The 19,028-nt window shown below is 60.1% G+C and carries 11 protein-coding genes and 1 pseudogene; 2 read left to right on the plus strand and 10 right to left on the minus strand.

Features of this window, described 5'->3' with window-relative positions:
- Positions 1–19: 19 nt before the first annotated feature.
- The gene (locus tag KVG88_RS02330; protein ID WP_217870188.1) at positions 20–1,387 is read right to left on the minus strand and encodes a DUF1329 domain-containing protein; all 1,368 of its coding nucleotides are present in this window, start codon (positions 1,385–1,387) and stop codon (positions 20–22) included.
- Positions 1,388–1,413: 26 nt separating this feature from the next.
- Positions 1,414–3,321 carry a DUF1302 domain-containing protein gene (locus tag KVG88_RS02335; RefSeq protein ID WP_217870189.1) on the minus strand — a complete coding sequence of 636 codons (1,908 nt, stop codon included), beginning with the start codon at positions 3,319–3,321 and terminating at the stop codon, positions 1,414–1,416.
- 291 nt (positions 3,322–3,612) lie between these two features.
- Between KVG88_RS02335 and KVG88_RS02340 the strand changes: the two genes are divergently transcribed.
- A complete protein-coding gene (locus tag KVG88_RS02340) occupies positions 3,613–6,132 on the plus strand; it encodes a LuxR C-terminal-related transcriptional regulator (RefSeq protein WP_217870190.1) in 2,520 nt (839 codons plus the stop codon).
- A gap of 60 nt (positions 6,133–6,192) precedes the next feature.
- Here KVG88_RS02340 and KVG88_RS02345 read toward each other — a convergent pair.
- Together KVG88_RS02345 and KVG88_RS02350 are read right to left on the minus strand one after the other, a co-directional pair.
- A pseudogene (locus tag KVG88_RS02345) lies at positions 6,193–7,353 on the minus strand (LuxR C-terminal-related transcriptional regulator); the annotation flags it as partial.
- 21 nt (positions 7,354–7,374) lie between these two features.
- Positions 7,375–8,490 (minus strand): CaiB/BaiF CoA transferase family protein, encoded by a 1,116-nt coding sequence (locus tag KVG88_RS02350; protein WP_217870191.1) that lies wholly within the window; start codon positions 8,488–8,490, stop codon positions 7,375–7,377.
- A gap of 194 nt (positions 8,491–8,684) precedes the next feature.
- Here KVG88_RS02350 and KVG88_RS02355 point away from each other — a divergent pair, with 194 nt between their 5' ends.
- Positions 8,685–10,400: a hypothetical protein gene (locus KVG88_RS02355; RefSeq protein WP_217870192.1), complete on the plus strand. Its 1,716-nt coding sequence runs from the start codon at positions 8,685–8,687 to the stop codon at positions 10,398–10,400.
- 321 nt (positions 10,401–10,721) lie between these two features.
- Here the strand turns inward: KVG88_RS02355 and KVG88_RS02360 are convergent, their stop codons facing one another.
- The 6 genes from KVG88_RS02360 to KVG88_RS02385 form a co-directional block, all read right to left on the minus strand.
- Complete coding sequence (locus tag KVG88_RS02360) at positions 10,722–11,909, minus strand: lipid-transfer protein (protein ID WP_217870193.1); 1,188 nt, start codon at positions 11,907–11,909, stop codon at positions 10,722–10,724.
- Positions 11,910–11,993: 84 nt separating this feature from the next.
- Positions 11,994–13,361: a DUF1329 domain-containing protein gene (locus KVG88_RS02365; RefSeq protein WP_217870194.1), complete on the minus strand. Its 1,368-nt coding sequence runs from the start codon at positions 13,359–13,361 to the stop codon at positions 11,994–11,996.
- A gap of 25 nt (positions 13,362–13,386) precedes the next feature.
- Positions 13,387–15,207, minus strand: a complete 1,821-nt coding sequence (locus KVG88_RS02370; RefSeq protein ID WP_217870195.1) for a DUF1302 domain-containing protein — start codon at positions 15,205–15,207, stop codon at positions 13,387–13,389.
- A 109-nt stretch (positions 15,208–15,316) separates the two neighbouring features.
- Positions 15,317–16,879, minus strand: coding sequence for a long-chain-fatty-acid--CoA ligase (locus tag KVG88_RS02375; protein ID WP_217870196.1), 1,563 nt, complete (start codon positions 16,877–16,879; stop codon positions 15,317–15,319).
- Between the two features lie 72 nt (positions 16,880–16,951).
- On the minus strand, positions 16,952–18,094 hold the full coding sequence (locus KVG88_RS02380) for an acyl-CoA dehydrogenase family protein (protein ID WP_217870197.1): 1,143 nt from the start codon (positions 18,092–18,094) through the stop codon (positions 16,952–16,954).
- 97 nt (positions 18,095–18,191) lie between these two features.
- Positions 18,192–19,025 carry an SDR family NAD(P)-dependent oxidoreductase gene (locus KVG88_RS02385; protein WP_217870198.1) on the minus strand — a complete coding sequence of 278 codons (834 nt, stop codon included), beginning with the start codon at positions 19,023–19,025 and terminating at the stop codon, positions 18,192–18,194.
- Between the last annotated feature and the right edge of the window lie 3 nt (positions 19,026–19,028).

Genomic DNA, 19,028 nt, shown 5'->3' on the forward strand with positions numbered 1-19,028 from the left:
GGAGGACCGGGGACGCAGCCTATCGGATGCCCGCGTTGCGCAGGGCCGCCGGGGTGAAGTCAGCCATGGTTGGCTGGTAGGAGTAGTCGGTACCGCGTTTGTTTTCGTTGCCCAGGTTCGACACCAGGTAACGACCGGCCAGCAAATCGTAAATACCAATCGCGCCGTACACCGCGACACCCTGCTGGTAATCGTTGACCAGGTAACCTTCACTGACGCGCCACAGTGCACCACGACCGTCGTACTGATCGATTTCCACCGCTGCCCAGGTGTCTTCATCGAAGTACATGTGGCGTTTCGCGTAGATGTGCCGTTCTCCCGGTTTGAGCGTGCCCTCCACTTCCCACACCCGGTGCAGTTCGTAGCGGGTCAGGTCCTGGTTGATGTGGCCAGGCTTGATGATGTCCGCATACTTCAACTTCGGCGATTGCAGCTGATAGTTGTTGTAGGGCACGTAGATTTCTTTCTTGCCGATCAGCTTCCAGTCGTAGCGATCCGGTGCACCGTTGTACATGTCGGCGTTGTCGGCGACGCGCATGCCGTCAGCGGCAGTGCCCGGGCCGTCGTAGGCCACTTGCGGCGCCCGGCGAACGCGACGCTGCCCGGCGTTATAGGCCCAGGCCATGCGCGGTTGTTTGACCTGGTCAAGGGTCTCGTGGATGAGCAGTACGCTGCCGGCCATGCGCGCCGGAGCTGTGACCGTCTGCTTGGCAAAAAACAGGATATTGGCACTGTCCTCGGGCTTGGCGTCCGCCATCTTCCACGGCAAACCGGCGGCAATTTCTATGTCGACGATGGTGTAAGAACCGTTGACCTGTGGCGTGGCCTGGGCCTGGCGGTTAATGAAGTTGGTGCCGCGTGAGCGGGTCAGGTGGTTCCACACTACCTCAAGCCCGTTTTTCGGAATCGGGAAAGCGTAGTAATGCGATTGTTCGAAGTTTTTCAGCGCATAGCCATCATTGACCGCCTCGGTAGTCAATGCACTTTTCTTCGCCGCGTCGTAAACCTCCTGCGGCGCTGACGCCGTGCGCTGGGTCTTGTACACCGGGATTTTGTAGGTGTCCGGATAGCGCGTGAACATCGCCAACTGCCCCGGTGTCAGCTTGTCCTTGTACTGCGCGACATTGGCGGCAGTGATCACGAACTGTGGCTTCTCCCCTTCAAACGGGTTGCCAAGAAAGTCGTTGGTCATCGGCGCGGCGCCGGGCTTGAGACCACCGGTCCAGGCGGGAATGGTACCGCTGGCGTTGCCGGCTTTTTCACCGCCCAGGGGTGTAAGGGTGGTGCCCAGTTTTGCCGCTTCCTCCGGTGCGACGGCGGCCATGATGCTGGCAGAGAGCAGGTTCAGCGCCAGGGTTCCGCATGCAACAAGAATGATTTTTTTCATGTTCTCGATCCTATGCTGTTGGGCTATCAAAAGTTCACGCCAAGGCTGAGCGCCACATAATCGCGGTCGCCGTTGGTGTTGAAATGGCCGCCGAAGAAATCCGTGTAGCTCAGACTGGCGGTGTAGAGGTTGGCGTAATCGGCATCCAGCCCTACGCTTACGGCTTTGAGGCCTTCTTCGAAGTTCGGGCCGTTGCCATCGACGTCATGGGACCAGGCGATGTTCGGTGCCAGGTTCACGCCAGCGAACACATTCGGGTAATCCAGCCGGCCACGCAGCCGGTAACCCCAAGAGTCGGTGGTGTAGAAACCGTGGCTGTTGCATTCCTGCTGCGGGTTGCTGGGCCGAGTGACGCCGGCAGCGGCACCTGGCACCTGGCTCGGTGCCCCGGCACAAGTCTGTGGACCGGTTGCGCCCGGCCCCGCTCCAGTCGCCAACGCGCCGGCCCCGAAAATCGTACTGCGGCCAAAGCGCAGGTCGCTGCCGTCGGCGTCGCCCAGGCCGTTGATACGGTTGTAACCAACCTCTCCCACCAGCGTCAGGCGACTGGCGCCCATGACTTGATCGAAGAACCGCGTAGCACTGAGTTGGGTTTGCAGTACCGGCATCCGCTCATAACCATGCAGTGGCGCACCCGGGAGGTTTTGCGATTGACCGGCGATGAACAGCGGTGCGTTCTTGTTACCCGTTGCCGCCAGGTTCAAGTCAGCGCCGTTCAGTTGCAACGGCATGTTCGGCCGGTAGCTGATTTCGCCGCCCAGTGAAGTACCCGCCATGTTGGTCGCGAAACTCAGACCGTAAAGACGGATGTCCTCGGGATAGACCACGTGGTAGCTCGCGGTACGGATCGAGTTGATCGCGCCAGGTACCGTCGCGGCGCCAGCGCCAGTATTGGCGGTAACGGTCCCGCGGGTGAAGTCGAGGTTCGGGTTACGGCTGTGGTAGTTGAGGAAATAGGCACCGAATTCGGTGTCGTTCAAATCGGGGGCAAACCAGCGCAAGGCGAGACCAAATTGTCCGCTGTCGCGGGCATCCTTGGTCTTGGTTCGCGGTACGTAGGCATCATCCACACCACCACCCTGCGCGCCCGTACCCGCTACCGCCAGACCCGAGCGGCTGTTGCTCGCGACCCCTGGCGGCAGGTCAAGGCCGGCAATTACTGCCCGGTCGTTGCAGCCTTCCGGCGTCACATCGTTACCGAAGAATGTGCCGCAATTGTCGATCACCGACGGCGCCCATTCGATCTGGTAGAACGCCTCGGCGGTGATGTTTTCCGAGAGCCCCTGAGACACGTACAGCATGTTCACCGGGATCAAACCTTCCTTGACCTCGGCCCCGGGACGGCGCAGCGCCGCCACGTCGATCGGGTTGATGCTGTTGATCGAGTTGCCGATGAAGGTACTTTCGCCCCAGCTTACGACTTGCTTGCCCAAACGCACGTTGCCCTGCAATTCGTCGATGTTGTAGTTGTGGTAGACAAAGCTGTCGAGGAACATCGCCCCGGACGATTTCGCCGCACGCTGGCGGCCATGATCGTCGATGTCATAGAACGAACGGCTTTCGTCCATCAGTTCGAAGTCGTACCAATACTTGCCCCGCACGAAGGCGCCACTGTCGCCGTATTTCAACTCCAGGTCATGCACGCCCTTGAAGATCTTCGAGAAGGTTTCGCCCTTCTTGAAATTCAGGCGATTGTCATCGTTGGTCCGCGCCGAGGCGCCCCCCCGAACGCCCTGGGAATTGAAGTTAGAGATGAAATCCGGATCCGGTGCGCGCATGGCCCAACTGGCGCCCACCGACAACGATGAATCAAAACTCCCCTCAATCTCACCCATGCTGAAGTTGACAGCGTAAGCCTGCGCGCTAATCCCCAGAGCAACGGCTGCTGCCAGCAGATGCGGTTGAAAAACTGCGCACTTTGTTGTTTTTGTCATGCGGCTCCCCGAACTACGGTTGTGTTGGAGCGCCAACAGTAGGGATCGAGCAGCCAGTCGGGACATTCCCTGATGGGGTGATTTCGGATTACCCGTACGGGTGATTAGCCATCTGCTACCGATACAGGAAGTAACGCCACCTGCGCTTTCGAGGTAAGCGTCACCGTTTCAACCGAAAAGGGTATTGCCTGTCATGACCGACCTGCGGATTCTTGCGCGCAGGAACCATTCAGTGACCAGCATGCTGTGGGGGAGCCGCCGGCTCGTTGCCCTGCGGTACGGGAGAGTGAAATGTCGCAGTCTCTTTCAACCGTTGCTCTGCAGACCGGCAACCTGGTCAGCCTGCCGCTCGACGATACGCCCTGCCCCTTGCCTCGATTCCTGGGACGCGATGATCTTGTGGCATTGATGCTCGAAAAACCGCGACGCCTGTGCTTGCTCTGCGCGCCTGCCGGCTTTGGCAAAACCGCGTTGATCAGGCAATGCGTGACTCGGTCCGTTTCCCCGTCACGTGTCGTGCAAATCAAACTGGCCGGACAATCGCTTTCTCTGGCGCAGTTCTGCACGCGCATCGCCGAGCAGTTTGGCGATCAACCAGATCCCGTCGATTCAGGCCCTGCGTTGCTGGTTTTTCTGGAAAGACTGAAAGCGCCTTGCACGCTGATCCTGGACGACTTTCCCATCGCGGCCGCTCCCGAGCTCGACACCTGGATCGACCACCTGCTGCTGCACTCCTCCGCCCCCGTTCAACTGTGGGTCAGCTGTCGCCAACGTCCGGCCTGGAACCTGCCGCGGCTGTTGCTTGAAGGCGAGTTGCTGGAACTCGATAGCCACGCACTGGCGCTGTCCCGCAAGGAATCAGATGACCTTGTGCGATTGCTCGCGCCGGCGACGTCGGACGCGGGTCTCGAGGTGATGTGGCGGCAGACGTTTGGGTGGTGTGCCGGCCTGCGTTTGCTTCTGGCGTCCCCCGGCAGTACACACGGTGGTGGGCGAATGTTAAGCGACTACCTTGAGCGTGAACTGCTCTCACATTTGAATGCGCAGGAATGCCGTTTGCTGCGAGGGCTGGCCTATCTGCCACGGTTCAGCGAAAACTTGTGCGCCGACCTCTGGGAGGATCCTTATGACAAGGCGTCATTGCGCCGATTGCTGCTCTGGCAGGGGTTCTTCCAGCCACTGGACAGTTCTGGACAATGGCACCGCATGCTACCCGCCGTGGCGCAGGCATTACGGGGACCGGACGATCTTGGCGAACTCAACCAATTACGCCTGCGCGCTTGCCGAGGGTTGAGTGCATCGGGATGTATCGAGGATGCCATCGACCTCGCCTTCAGTGCCAACCGTCCGGACGTCGCGGCTAGTTACATAACCACCTTGAATCCGGATTGGCTGCTGGCCGAGCGCAATCTGCCGCGCCTGCTCGATTGGCGCATTCAGTTACCCGGGAGTTTGCAAACAAGCACGCCGCAACTGGTGGTCCTCAATACTTGCGCCTTATTGATGAACACCCGCCTGGATGAAGCGCAAACTTGCATTGAGCAATTGAGTCGTTTCCTGCCACAACCCTCAGCCGAACAGAACCGCCGCATGCTGGCGATATGGCAAGCGTTGTGGGGCACGATTCACGGTCTTTTAGGCAACGACACGCGGGCCATGGAGCACTGCCGCGCAGCGTTGGATCATCTGGGTGAAGATGATCAGCATGTGTCGTTTGTCTGTACGGTCATTCTTGCGCGGCTGGCCATGAGTAAGGGCGAGACCCTTCAAGCCCAGCAGATCCTTATGCTCTCCCTCGAACAGGCCCGTCGCCAGGGCAGCCTGGTCAGGGAGGTGCTGACCAATATCCAGCGTATCTGCCTGATGATTCTGTGCGGGGAAAGCGATCTGGCCGAACGTCTGCTGCAAGAGAATCTGTTGCTGCTGCGGGCCGATGGCGATCGCCATGTGATGTTGCTCGGACGCTTGCGGGTGTTGCAGGGCAAGCTGCATCTGCAACGAGGTGAACTGGACAATAGCGAGCGTGCCCTCGGCCAGGCCCTGCAGTTGATGCCCGATCATGCCCTGTGTCTGCTGCAAGCACTGATGGGCCTCTCGGAAGTCTCTGCCTGCCGGGGTGATTTCCAGCGCGCCTTCGCTTGCCTGCAGGACGCCGAACGGCAAATGCAATGCGCCCATGTCCAGGAAAGCAGCTATCGAGGCGTACTTAACCTGCAAACCCTGAGCGTCCTTATTCACCAGAAAAACTGGAAACAGGCGCTGCTCATGGCGCAGATGATCGAGCAATACTTGCGTGGCTCCGCCGCACGGCTGACCAGCATTCATGTGCCATCGTTGGCGGTGCACAGCCAGTTACTGCTAGCCATCGCCGAACACGGTAACGGACTGACGCGGGAAGCTTCCAGGCGACTGGAAATGGCATTGCACGAATGTCGGCGGCTGAATTTTCACGGCCTTCAAGCGAAGGCGTCAGGTTTGCTGGAAAGCCTCACACAACCTGTACAAGAACGGCCGCAACCGCGACAGCCATCGCCTAATTCCGGTGCTTTCAATTTGTTGATCAGTGAAGCCAAGGCGTCCCCGATCATCAAACCGGCCATGAGTTTGACCCATCATGAAAAACTCACCGGGCGTGAAATGGCCGTGCTGGAGTTGCTGGCCGAAGGTTTCTCAAACCGGGAGATCAGCGAGCGCCTGTACATTTCGACCAATACGGTCAAGGCGCACATCAAGCACATCAACAGCAAATTGGGGGTGACCCGGCGAGCCCAAGCGGTGATGCGGGCCAGGGCGACAGGCGCGCTGCTGTGAAGGGGCTGCTTTGGGCTCACCGGTTTCGTCCAGCAGCCCCAGTGCCCTGGCGATGGTGACGGCTTCGATCTGGCCGTGGGCGCCCAACTTGCGATAGATGTTGCGCAGATGTGCCTTTACCGTGTGGCTGGAAAGCCCCATGCTCGCGGCGATCACGCCGTTCTGACGACCATGCGCGAGCAGGTTTAGGACCTCATGCTCGCGCTCGGTGAGCCTGGCATGTACTGGCTGCACAACGCTGGCCGCGAAAGAGACAGCGCCCCGAGTATCCAGACGCTTGAGCAGATCCCCGACAAATTCCGGCACGATTTTGGATTCGCTGCCGCGGCTATGAAATCTTTGCATCCAGCGTTGCAACAATGTGGTCACACTGGCGCCCTCTTCGACAAACGTGCTGCGCCAGCCTTCTTCGCCGGCAAACGGCAACAGTGAATCCAGTTCAGCCATCGCCGCCGCGTGTTTCCCCATGCCCTCGTTACTCACCGCCAACAGTAAGCTCAACTTCAGTTTTAGACGCAAACGACCGCATTGCCGGGCCTGTTCAATGGCTGGACGCAATACTTGAGCTGCCGCTGAAAAATGCCCTTGTGCAATGTGCAGACGCACCCGAGCGAGCCCTGGCGTTTCCACCTCATTGGATGGCCCCAGCACGTCCATACGTGCCAAGGCGCCGTGTCGCTCCGCTTGAGCGACGGCGTGACCCGCCTCGTCAATTCGCCCCTGTAGCGTCGCAACCCGGGCACGCTCAATCCACACAGCGCAGTGGATGCGACTGCAGGTGCGGTCACGGGCGCTTTGCTCAAGCAGGGCCAAGTGCAGAAAACTGTTGGACACTTCGCCCTGTGACCAGGCAATCCTGGCCAGAAGCAGACGGCCAAGTATCAGCGCGTCCGTCGAGCTGTCTTCGGTGGTGGAACATGGGGATTGGCTGAGCAGTCGTTGTGCCTGGTCCAGCGAACCGCTCTCGTACAGCACAAGGGCCTGCACGACATCTGGCATGCCCCTTTGTTGTGGCGACGCCGTCACTGCCGCAAAACACTCGAGACGGACTCTGGCCATTGCCAGTGAGCCCTGCGTCAAGTCGATGAGACTCTGCATCGCCGTCACCGCCGGGCTGACGTCTTCCGCACCTGACAGCGCAGCAGCCCTGGTCGCCAGCGCCAGCCAACGCCTTGCCTCATCGAAACGCCCAAGGGCAAACAGACTGTCGGCCTGCGTCAAAGCTTCGTTGATGTCCAGAGATCAGGACCGCCAGACAGCGCAGAGGTCGTAACCATCAAGACCGGCCAGCACTTCGGCGGTGTGCGCACCCCGTGTCGGAATCGCCCCAGGCGTCGCCACCTGGCCATCGAATCGCGGCGCGGGACTGGCTTGCAACATGCCGTCGCGTTCGAAGTACACGCCCCGCTCCATCATATGTGGATGTTGCGCGGCCTCGCGGGGACTCAACACTGGCGCAAAACACACATCGGTGCCTTCGAGCAGGTCGCACCAGTGCGCGCGCGGCTGAGCGGCAAACACCTCGGCCAGCAGCCCGCGCAGTTCGTCCCAACGCTTCATGTCCCATTGCCTGGCGAAACGTGGGTCATCCTGCAAACCGAGCTTTTTCAACAGCAACGCATAGAACTGCGGCTCCATCGAGCCGAGCGCCACATACTGGTCGTCAGCACAGCGATACGTGGCGTAGAAATGCGAGCCGTCATGTACGCTTTTACCGCGTTGTTCTTGCAGCAAACCCCGGCGTGACAGCGACATCATCAGCTGCATCATGTGCGCCGAACCGTCGACGATGGCCGCATCGACCACGGTGCCTTTGCCGGTCTGTCGGGCATTGAGAACGCCCGCCAATACACCGACTGCCAAATACAGCGCGCCACCCCCGATATCGCCAATCAGCGTGATGGGCGATGAAGGTGCCTCACCGGCGGTGCCGCTGTGATACAGCGCACCGGACAGCGCGATGTAATTGTTGTCGTGGCCGGCGGCGCTGGCCATCGGCCCGTTCTGGCCCCAACCAGTCATGCGTCCGTAGACCAAGCGTGGGTTGCGCGCCTGGCATTCATTCGGTCCGAGGCCCAAACGCTCCATGACGCCGGGGCGCATGCCCTCGATCAGGACGTCTGCGCTTTCGATCAGTTTCAAAACCGTTTCGCGCCCTTCAGGGCTTTTCAAATCTGCCACCACCGAGCGCTTGCCGCGGTTCAGCGGGTTGGCTGGTGCGTTGGCTTCGCCAGTAATCGAGACAGACTCGGCGCGCTCCACGGCGATGACATCTGCGCCCAGGTCGGCCAGGTGCATGGCACAGAACGGTCCCGGGCCGATGCCACAGATTTCTACGATTTTGATACCCGAGAGCATGCTTTTTTCCTTATTCATGGGGGAGCTGGCGACGGAGCGATAGTCGCCCGCGATGCGCGAAACATGGCCGATACGCTAGCAGAGCACCTACCCCGAAACCTGCCCCCCGCCATGGGGGGCTATAGGACGAAATCTGCATGGCTACTCTGGGCCTCTCCTCCGCTAGTAATAACAACAAAACAAAGGAAGACGACATGTTTGCTTTACGTACGCATTGGGCGTTACTGGCCAGCTGCCTGACTGTTCCGGTATTGGCCATCGCCGGCCAGAGCGCGCCGGTCAACCCGTATCTGGCGCAGTCCTACAACAACCAGACGCACTGGAACGACGGCGCGTCGGACAGCACCGACATCGCCGTGCCACGCGGGATCTACAAAATGACCCCGGATGCCTACCGCATACTGCCCAATGAATCGGCAAGCCTGGTGCAGTACACCGATAAAGTTGGCGACACCGATCTGTATTGGTTCTGGGCCGGTTTTTCGCTGCGCAAGGTGAAGATCGAGGATGACTTCAAGTTCACTGAAGTGGCCCGTGTCGATCTGCCGGTCAAACTGCCCAACTATCAGCCGATCACCCCCGACCAACGCTTGCAGCAAGCCGCCGAAACCCGCAAGTTCCTTGAGGCCAAGGATGAAAAGGGTCTGCTCGACTACATGAGTGCGCAACCGAACCGCATGCTCACCGGCACCACAGATCAGCTGTTGGGCGGGGCCATTTATTCGCTGCTGACTCGCGACGACGCTTTTATCGGCGCCAGCGCACGCCGTGTATTCCGTATCGACCAGAACGACCACAAGGACCCGGGTTCGGGCATGAAGCTCACCCAGGAAGTGCAACTTCCGGATAGCTTGTTCGACAACGAAAAAACCCGGCGCGGGATGAATATCCCGGTGGACACGACTTTCGGCATGGGCATGACGCCGAACGGCTTCCTGGTGGTCAATACCATGGGCGGCACAGTTGCCACCCTCGACCGCACCACGTTGAAACTGATCGACAGCTACCGCGTGGAAGGCAGCGACGAGTTGTTCCTCAACTCTTTCGCCACGGGCCCGGAAGTCGACGGCGGCGCGGTGTACGTAGCTTCCAACCAGAACATGTACCGACTGGTCGTCGACAAGCAAGGCAAGATCCACGCCGACGACGCCAGCGGGGCGTGGAAAGCACCTTACGAGCGCGGCCCGCGCTTCACTTCGATCAAAATCGCCGATGGCACAGGCTCCACTCCAACCTTGATGGGTTACGGCCCGGACGAAGACAAACTGGTGGTGTTCACCGACGGCGCGAAAAAGATGAACATCGTCGCCATGTGGCGCGACAAGATTCCGGCTGGCTGGAAGCAGAAACCCGGCACCTCGTCGCCGCGCGTGGCCGATCAGCGTGAGGTTGACCTGGGGCCGGATATCCCAACCGTGCAATCGGAACAATCGGTGGCGGTGTATGACGGCCATGCGTTTGTGGTCAACAACATCCCCGCCGTGGAAAAACCGGTTCTGCACAAATCCGGTTACTACGTGACAATGCTCAATGGCATGACCCGCCCGGCTCCAAGCGGTGTGGCGATGTTCAAGTGGGACCACGCCAAGGACCAGTGGAATACCCTGTGGACGCGCACTGACGTCGGCTCGATTTCGATCGTACCCATGATCAGTGGTGGCAGCCGCATGGCCCTGATCAACGGCTTCTATGCCGATCGCTTGGGCGAGGGTTATCACCTCGGCATGGACCTGGATACCGGCAAGACCGTCCTGGAAATCGCCACGGGCAGCGACCCGGTTTTCAATGGCATGTACGCGCCGATGAAAGTCGATAAACAAGGCCGGATCATGTACGGCATGGCCTTCGGCATGGTGCTCATGGATACCAGCCGCATGCAGAAAGTGGATCAGGTTGCCAAGAGCGAGTAAGCGCCCATGAAGGGATGTTGTTGACGCTCATCACATACCTTCAGCAAGCGACGCCGGCCCTTTCCTTGAGGGCCGGCGTTTTTTGGTTCACGCATCTGTGGCTGTGTTGGCCTCATCGCTGGCAAGCCAGCTCCCACAGAGATCCACGCTGAACACAACCTGCGCGCATGACACAAACCCCCGTAGGAGCTGCCGCAGGCTGCGATCTTTTGACTTTGATTTTTTGCAAGCAAGATCAAAAGATCGCAGCCTGCGGCAGCTCCTACGGTAGAGTGGGTGCACCCATTATTGCAGGTTTGGCGGCATGCGCCGCCGGATGTATCAAGCGCGACCGTACAGCGTCACCACACACGCGCCACCCAGGCCCAGGTTATGCGCCAATGCCACATTCACGCCTTCGACCTGACGCTTGTCGGCGTTGCCGCGCAGTTGTTGGGTCAGCTCGTAGCACTGCGCCAAACCGGTAGCGCCCAATGGGTGTCCTTTCGACAGCAAGCCGCCAGACGGGTTGGTCACCACTTGGCCGCCGTAGGTGTTGTCGCCGTCGAGTACAAATTTCTCGGCACCCCCGACATCGCACAACCCCAGCGATTCGTAGGTCAACAACTCGTTATGGGCGAAGCAGTCGTGCATTTCGGCGACGCGGATGTCCAGTGGGTCGACACCGGCCTTCTCGTACACTTCCCGGGCTGCACGCTGGGCCATATCGAAACCGACCACTTCGATCATCGAGCGCGATTCGAAGCAGACCGGTTTGTCGGTGGTCAACGATTGCGCAAGGATCACCACGTCAGTGCGCAGGCCATGTTTCCTGGCGAACGCTTCAGAGCAGATGATCGCTGCCGCGGCGCCACAGGTAGGCGGGCAAGCCATCAGGCGGGTCATCACGCCTGGCCACATCACCATGTCGTTCATCACATCTTCGGTGGTGACCACCTTGCGAAACAGCGCCAGCGGGTTGTTGGCGGCATGACGGCTGGCCTTGGCGCGGATCGCCGCGAAAGTGCTCATCTGAGTACCGTATTTCTGCATGTGTTCGCGACCGGCGCCACCGAACATCCGCAGCGCGCTCGGGATTTCGATATCAGAAGTCAGTTCGTCGATCACCGACTGGGTCATGTGCGTGGTGGCACGCGGACGGTCGTCCCAGTTGCCTTTGAGAGCACCCGGTTGCATCTGTTCGAAACCAAAGGCCAAGGCGCATTCCACCGCCCCGCTCTCCACCGCCTGGCGCGCCAGGAACAGCGCGCTCGAACCAGTGGCGCAGTTGTTGTTGACGTTGATCACCGGGATGCCGCTCATGCCCACTTCATACAGCGCGGCCTGACCGCTGGTGGAATCGCCGTACACGTAGCCGGCATAGGCCTGCTGTATCAGTTTGTAATCCACACCCGCGTCCTGCAGCGCCAGGCGAATCGCTTCCGAGCCCATTTCGATGTAGGTACCGCTGGTGCCGGGCTTGACGAACGGGATCATGCCCACGCCAACGACGTAAGGTTTTTGCGACATTGTTTCTTCTCCAGATTCAGTGAGCGGACAGTTGCACAGGGGGCAGCCGTTCGCCCTCGCGGGAGAACGAACAGCTGGAATGGCTTAGCGAATACCGGCGTTGCGCAGGGCTGCCGGGGTGAAATCGTTCATGGTTGGCTGATAGGCGTAGTCGGTGCCACGCTTGTTCTCGTTACCCAGGTTCGATACCAAGTAGCGACCGGCCAGCAAGTCGTAGACACCCATCGCGGCATAGACAGCGACGCCCTGCTGATAATCGTTGACCAGATAGCCTTCGCTGACACGCCACAGCGTACCGCGACCGTCGTACTGGTCGATTTCCACGGCAGCCCAAGTGTCTTCGTCGAAATACATGTGACGCTTGGCGTAGATATGGCGCTGGCCTGGCTTGAGGGTGCCTTCCACTTCCCAGACGCGGTGCAGTTCGTAGCGGGTCAGGTCCTGGTTGATATGACCGGGCTTGATGATGTCGGCATACTTCAACTTCGGCGATTGCAGCAGATAGTTGTTGTAAGGGACGTACACCTCTTTCTTGCCGATCAGCTTCCAGTCGTAGCGGTCCGGTGCGCCGTTGTACATGTCGGCGTTGTCGGCGACGCGCATGCCGTCGGCCGCAGTGCCCGGTCCGTCATAAGCCACTTGAGGCGCACGCCGTACCCGGCGCTGGCCGGCGTTGTAGGCCCAGGCCATGCGTGGTTCCTTGATCTGATCGAGGGTTTCATGGATCAGCAGCACGCCACCGGCCAGACGCGCCGGCGCGGTCACGGTTTGCTTGGTATAGAACAGGATGTTGGCGCTGTCCTCAGGCTTGGCGTCGCTCATTTTCCATGGCAGCCCCGTGGCAAACTCGATTTCCACCGGCGTGTAGTCACCGTTAACCTGCGGCGTGGCCTGTATTTGACGGCTGATGAAGTTGGTGCCCCGAGAACGGGTCAAGTGGTTCCATACCACTTCCAGACCGGTTTTCGGAATTGGAAAAGCGTAGTAACGCGACTGTTCGAAGTACTTCAGCGAGTAGCCGTCATTGCTAGCCTCGGTGGTCACCGCACTTTTCTTCACCGCGTCGTAGACCGCCTGAGGCGCTGACGCCGTGCGCTGCGACTTGTACACCGGGATCTTGTAGGTGTCCGGGTAGCGCTGGAACATCGCCAATTGCCCGGCGGTCAGGTTGGCCTTGTACTGCGCAGCATTGGCCGCGGTGATCACGAACTGCGGCTTTTCTCCTTCGAAGGGGTTGCCGAGAAAGTCGTTGGTCATCGGCGCGGCGCCGGGCTTGAGACCACCGGTCCAGGCGGGAATGGTACCGCTGGCATTACCGGCCTTTTCGCCGCCCAAGGGTGTCAGCGTGGCGCCCAGTTGCGCCGCTTCCTGGGGGGAGACGGCTGCCATCACGCTGGTAGCGATCAGGCTCAGGGTCAAAGTGCAGGCTTTAATCAGAGTGCTGGATTGCATTTTTATTATCTCCGTCTGACCAGTGTCAGAAGTTCACGCCGAAGCTGAGGGCGACGTAGTCGCGATCAGTGTTGGTATTCCACTTTCCGCCGAAGTAATCGGTGTAACTGAGGCTGGCGGTGTAGGTGTTCATGTAGTCGGCATCCACGCCCAGGCTGACGGCCTTGTCACCTTCTTCGAAGTTGGGGCCAACGCCATTGACGTCGTGGGACCACGCCATGTTGGGCGACAGGTTGATGCCGGCAATCACGTTGGGGTATTCGAGCTTGCCGCGCAGGCGGTAGCCCCAGGAATCGCTGGTATAGAAACCGTGGCTGTTGCATTCCTGCTGCGGGTTGCTCGGACGGGTAACGCCGGGCTGTCCGGGCACCGGTGTGGCCTGGCCAGCGCAGACCGCCTGATTAACCAATTGGCCCGCGCCGAATGCAGTGTTGCGACCGAAACGTTCCTCGCTGCCGTCGCTGGAGCCAAGGCCGTTGATGTGGTTGTAGCCCACCTCGCCCACCAGGGTCAGACGCTCGGAGCCAAGGATCTGGTCGAAGAATCGGGTGGCACTCATCTGCGCCTGCAGCACCGGCATGCGCTTGTAACCCTCGACGCTGGCCCCGGCGACATTGGAGGACTGGCCACTGACGAACAGTGGCGAAGCGGCATTGCCCACGGCCGCCAGGTTGATGTCGGCGCCGTTGAGGTTCAGCGGCATGTTCGGCCGGAAGCTCACCTCGCCGCCCAGCGAAGTACCCATCGCGTTAGTGGCGAAGCTCAGGCCATACAGGCGCACATCTTCGGGGTAGACCACGTTGTAGCTGGCGCTGCGAATCGCTGTCACCGCGTTGGCGGCGTTAGTCGCGCGGGTAAAGTTCAGACTGGGGTTGCGGCTGTGGTAGTTCATGGCGTAGGCGCCGAACTCGGTGTCGTTGAGTTCTGGCGCGTACCAGCGCAAGGCCAGGCCGAACTGGCCGCTGTCCCGGGCGTCCTTGGTCTTGGTGCGCGGGATGTAGGCGTCATCCGTAAGGCCAGGGGCCCCGGTGTTGTTGGCCACGCCCGGAGCCAGGTCGAGCCCCGCCAGCACGGCGCGGTCGTTGCAGCCTTCCGGCGTCACATCGTTACCGAAGAATGTGCCGCAATTGTCGATCACCGACGGCGCCCATTCGATCTGGTAGAACGCCTCGGCGGTGATGTTTTCCGAGAGCCCCTGAGACACGTACAGCATGTTCACCGGGATCAAACCTTCCTTGACCTCGGCCCCCGGACGGCGCAGCGCCGCCACGTCGATCGGGTTGATGCTGTTGATCGAGTTGCCGATGAAGGTGCTTTCGCCCCAGCTCACCACTTGCTTGCCCAGACGCACGTTGCCCTGAAGATCGTCGAGGGTGTAGTTGTGATAGACAAAGCTGTCGAGGAACATCGCGCCTGAGGATTTGGCCGCACGCTGGCGGCCATGATCGTCGATGTCATAGAACGAACGGCTCTCGTCCATCAACTCGAAGTCGTACCAGTATTTGCCACGCACGAAGGCGCCACTGTCGCCGTATTTCAACTCCAGGTCATGCACGCCCTTGAAAATCTTCGAGAAGGTTTCACCCTTCTTGAAGTTCAAGCGACCGTCATCGTTGGTGCGGGCTGAGGCGTTGCCCCGAACGCCCTGCGAGTTGAAGTTGGAGATGAAATCCGGGTCCGGCCCACGTACCGCCCAACTGGCACCCACCGACAGCGCGGAATCGAAACTGCCTTCGATTTCACCGATGCTGAAATCCTTGGCAAAAGCCTGTGGGGTAACGGCGGCTGCGACGGCGACTGCCAGCAGGTGTGGGTAAAAAGCTCCACGCAATCCCGTATTGCTCATGCGTCCTCCGATGGTTTGGCGCAAGAGAGCCCCGACCACACCCGGGGATGCGGTTTGGACTCGGGTATTAGAAAATGCGCGGCCGTACTGACCGCGCGACAGTGATGGTTCAGGCGATTCCGCGTTGCTGGTTGTCCCAGAAAGGTTTGCGCAGTTCGGTCTTGAGCACCTTGCCGACGCTGGTCAGCGGCAGTGAATCTCGGAACTCGACACTGCGCGGCACCTTGTAGCCGGCAATCCGCTCGCGGCAGTGGGCAATGATTTCTTCGCTGCTGGCTTTGCTGCCAGGCTTGAGAATGATCACCGCATGCACGGTCTCACCCCACCTCTGGCACGGAATGCCGATCACGGCGCTTTGTGCCACGGCGGGATGGCTGCCGATGGCCGCTTCAACCTCACCGCAGTAGACGTTTTCGCCGCCACTGACCACCATGTCCTTGAGGCGGTCGCAGATGTAGATGAAGCCGTCCTCGTCCATATAGCCGCCGTCACCGGTGTGCATCCAGCCGCCGCGCAGCGCCTCGGCAGTGGCCTCCGGCTTTTTCCAGTAGCCGAGCATCACGTTCGGACCGCGCACGATGATTTCGCCCACGGTCCCGCGCGGTACTTCGTTGTCATCGGCGTCAACGACTCGAATTTCCGCGCAGTGCACCGGCAGGCCGGCCGAATACATCTTGCCGCTCGCCTGATGCTCGGCGCTGTGATATTCGCTGTCCAGGATCGCTGCTGCCGGGGAGAGCTCGGTCATGCCATAGCCTTGGGAGAAATTGGCATCGGTGAACACCGCACGTGCCCGATCCAGCAAGGCCGGGGTAATGGTGGAGGCACCGTAGATGATTCGATTGAGTGAGCTTAGATCCAGATCCCGACCGTGTTCCTGGTGCCAGTCCAGCAGCATCTGGATCATGGTTGGCGCGAGCAGCACCTCATTGGCTTTCTCTCGGTCAATGGCATGCAGAACGCCTTGCGCGGTAAACGTCTGCAAGACCGCGTGAGTCGCACCACTGATGAAACAGGAGGACATTGCTGCGAAGTCCGCCAGATGAAACATGGGCATCGCGTGGAGGAATGTCGTCCCCGGTTTGCAACGTCCGGCGATCAAGGAGTTCATCGCCGAGAACGCCACGTTGCTATGGCTGAGCATCACGCCTTTAGGCTGGCCGGTGGTGCCGCCGGTGTAGAAGATGCCCAGCAACGCATCCCCTCCGCGACGCGCGTCTTCCACGGGCGTACTGATTTCGATCAGCGTTTCGTAGTTGAGCATCCCGGGTGGTGTATCGCCGTCACCGGCGTAGATCACCAGACGCACGGTTTTCGCCTGTTCACGCACCTTGGCACCGAGTGCCTTGTGGTGATCGTCGACGATCAGCACTGTGGTCTCGGAATCGTCCAGGGAATAGACGATCTCCGCCAGACTCCAGCGAAAGTTCACCGGATTGACCACGGCATCGGCCCACGGCACAGCCTGGTAATACTCGATGAAGCGTTGCGAGTTGAATGACAGCATGGCCACGCGATCGCCACTGCCGACATTCAGGCCCTTCAATGCACCGGCCAGGCGTGCGACGCGATCACCGAACTCGGCGTAGGTGATGCTGCGGCCCTCGGAACGGATGGCCACGGCATTGGGACGTTGCTGCAGATGACGGTGCAGCCCTTGAGTGATGTACATGAAAACTCCAAATTGCTTTTTTATTATTCAATCGATTTGGAACTATCGACGCCTCGCACGGTGCTTCGCCGGTCAGAGCGACCGCGCCACGACCTCGCGCTGAATCTCGTTGGAGCCACCGTAGATGCGCGCAACCCGGGCATCGGCCCACATGCGGCCAATCGGGTATTCGTTCATGTAGCCGTAGCCACCGAACAGTTGCAGGCAGCGATCGAGCACTTCGCCCTGGCGTTCGGTGAGCCAGAACTTGCCCATCGACGCCAGCGTGGTGTCGAGGGTGCCGTCGATCCAGCGCTGGATGATCACGTCGACAAAGGTCCGCGACGCCAGCACAGTGGCCTTGGCGTCCGCCAGCACGAAGCGGCTGTTCTGGAAGTCGATCACCGGTTTGCCGAAGGCCTTGCGATCCTTGGTGTATTCCACGGTCAGGCGCAGGGCGCGCTCCATCACCGCAACGGCGCCGACACCGATTTGCGCGCGCTCGTAAGGCAGCTGGCTCATCAGGGTGTAGAAGCCCTGCCCTTCCACTTCACCGAGCAGGCAGTCAGCCGGCACTTCGACGTCGTCGAAGAACATTTCCGAGGTGTCCTGGGCGTGCATGCCGACTTTGCTTAGCAGCTTGCCGCGACGGAAACCCGGGGTGTTGGTGTCGACCATGAATAGCGAAACGCCCTTGGCACCTTGGGTGATGTCGGTCTTGGCGATTACCAGCACCATGTCGCAGGTCTGGCCATTACTGATGAAAGTCTTGGCACCGTTGATGACGTATTTGTCGCCATTCTTCACCGCACGGGTGCGCACCGATTGCAGGTCGGAACCAGCACCCGGTTCAGTCATGGCAATGGCACAGATGATCTCGCCGGAACCGATCTTCGGCAGCCAGTGCTTTTTCTGCGCTTCGGTACCGGATTCAAGGATGTAGTGCGCAACGATATGGCTCAGGCCAAGGCCCAGACCGCCGCCGAAGGTGCTCATCGCATTGACCACGCACACGTAGTGGCCGATGTCGCCACCCGCACCGCCGTACTCCTCTGAGACATCCGGAAGAATCAGACCCAATTCGCCGGCCTTGAGCCATGCAGAACGATCGGCGAAGTGCTGCTCACGCCACTTCAGTTCATTGGGCTCCATGTATTCCTTGCCGAAGCGCATGACCACGTCGTTAAACGACTCCAGGTCCTCGGTCATCCACGGGGAGCGGTAATCTTTCAGCATTGCAAATACCTCAAGTTCTTGGGCTTGTTACCCGCGGGCGGGCAACAAGCTCGACGAATCATTGGCCCTGTTCACGAGGGCACACACCGCAACAGTCTTAGAAGTTGGAACCTGGACCACCGCCGCAGTAGATGACCTGGCCGGAGCAGAAGTTGGACTCCGGCAGGCAGAACATCACCACTGCACCCGCGGCTTCTTCCGGTTTGCCGACACGACCCAACGGGATGGTGGCAGCCACCCCGTCGAGACGCGCCTGCTGCACGCCGACCTTGATTTCGCGACCTTCGATGTTCACGGTCTTGCTGTCATCGCCAGCCAGCGCCTGGGTCAGGCGCGTGTCGATCAGGCCGAAAGCCACGGCGTTGACGTTGACTTTCAGGCGGCCCCACTCCTTGGACAGGGTCTTGGTCAGGCCCAGAATCCCGGATTTGCCCGAGGAATAGTTGGACTGGCCCACGTTGCCACCAGCGGCGCCGGAGGAAATGTTCACCACCTTGCGCAGCACTTCACGGCCTTCGGCGGCTTCTTTCTTGGCCTGGGCGCTGATGATCGGCTGGGCGGCACGCAGGATGCGGAACGGCGCGGTCAGGTGGCAGTCGATGACTGCGTACCACTGCTCGTCGCTCATCTTCTGGATCACGTTGTCCCAAGTGAAACCGGCGTTGTTGACGATGATGTCAATGGAGCCGTAGGCCTTGACGGCGGTCTGCACGAAACGGTCAGCGAAGTCCGGCGCGGTGACGCTGCCCACGCAGGCCACGGCTTCACCACCGGCAGCGCGAATTTCGGCGACCACTTCGTCAGCCGGTTCAGCATCCAGATCGTTAATCACGACCTTCGCGCCATAGGCGGCCAGTTGCAGAGCGACTTCACGACCAATGCCACGGCCGGAGCCGGTAACCAGAGCAACTTTGCCTTCAAGCTTTTTCATTTT

The sequence above is a fragment of the Pseudomonas azerbaijanoccidentalis genome, from assembly GCF_019145495.1.
GTDB lineage: Bacteria > Pseudomonadota > Gammaproteobacteria > Pseudomonadales > Pseudomonadaceae > Aquipseudomonas > Aquipseudomonas azerbaijanoccidentalis.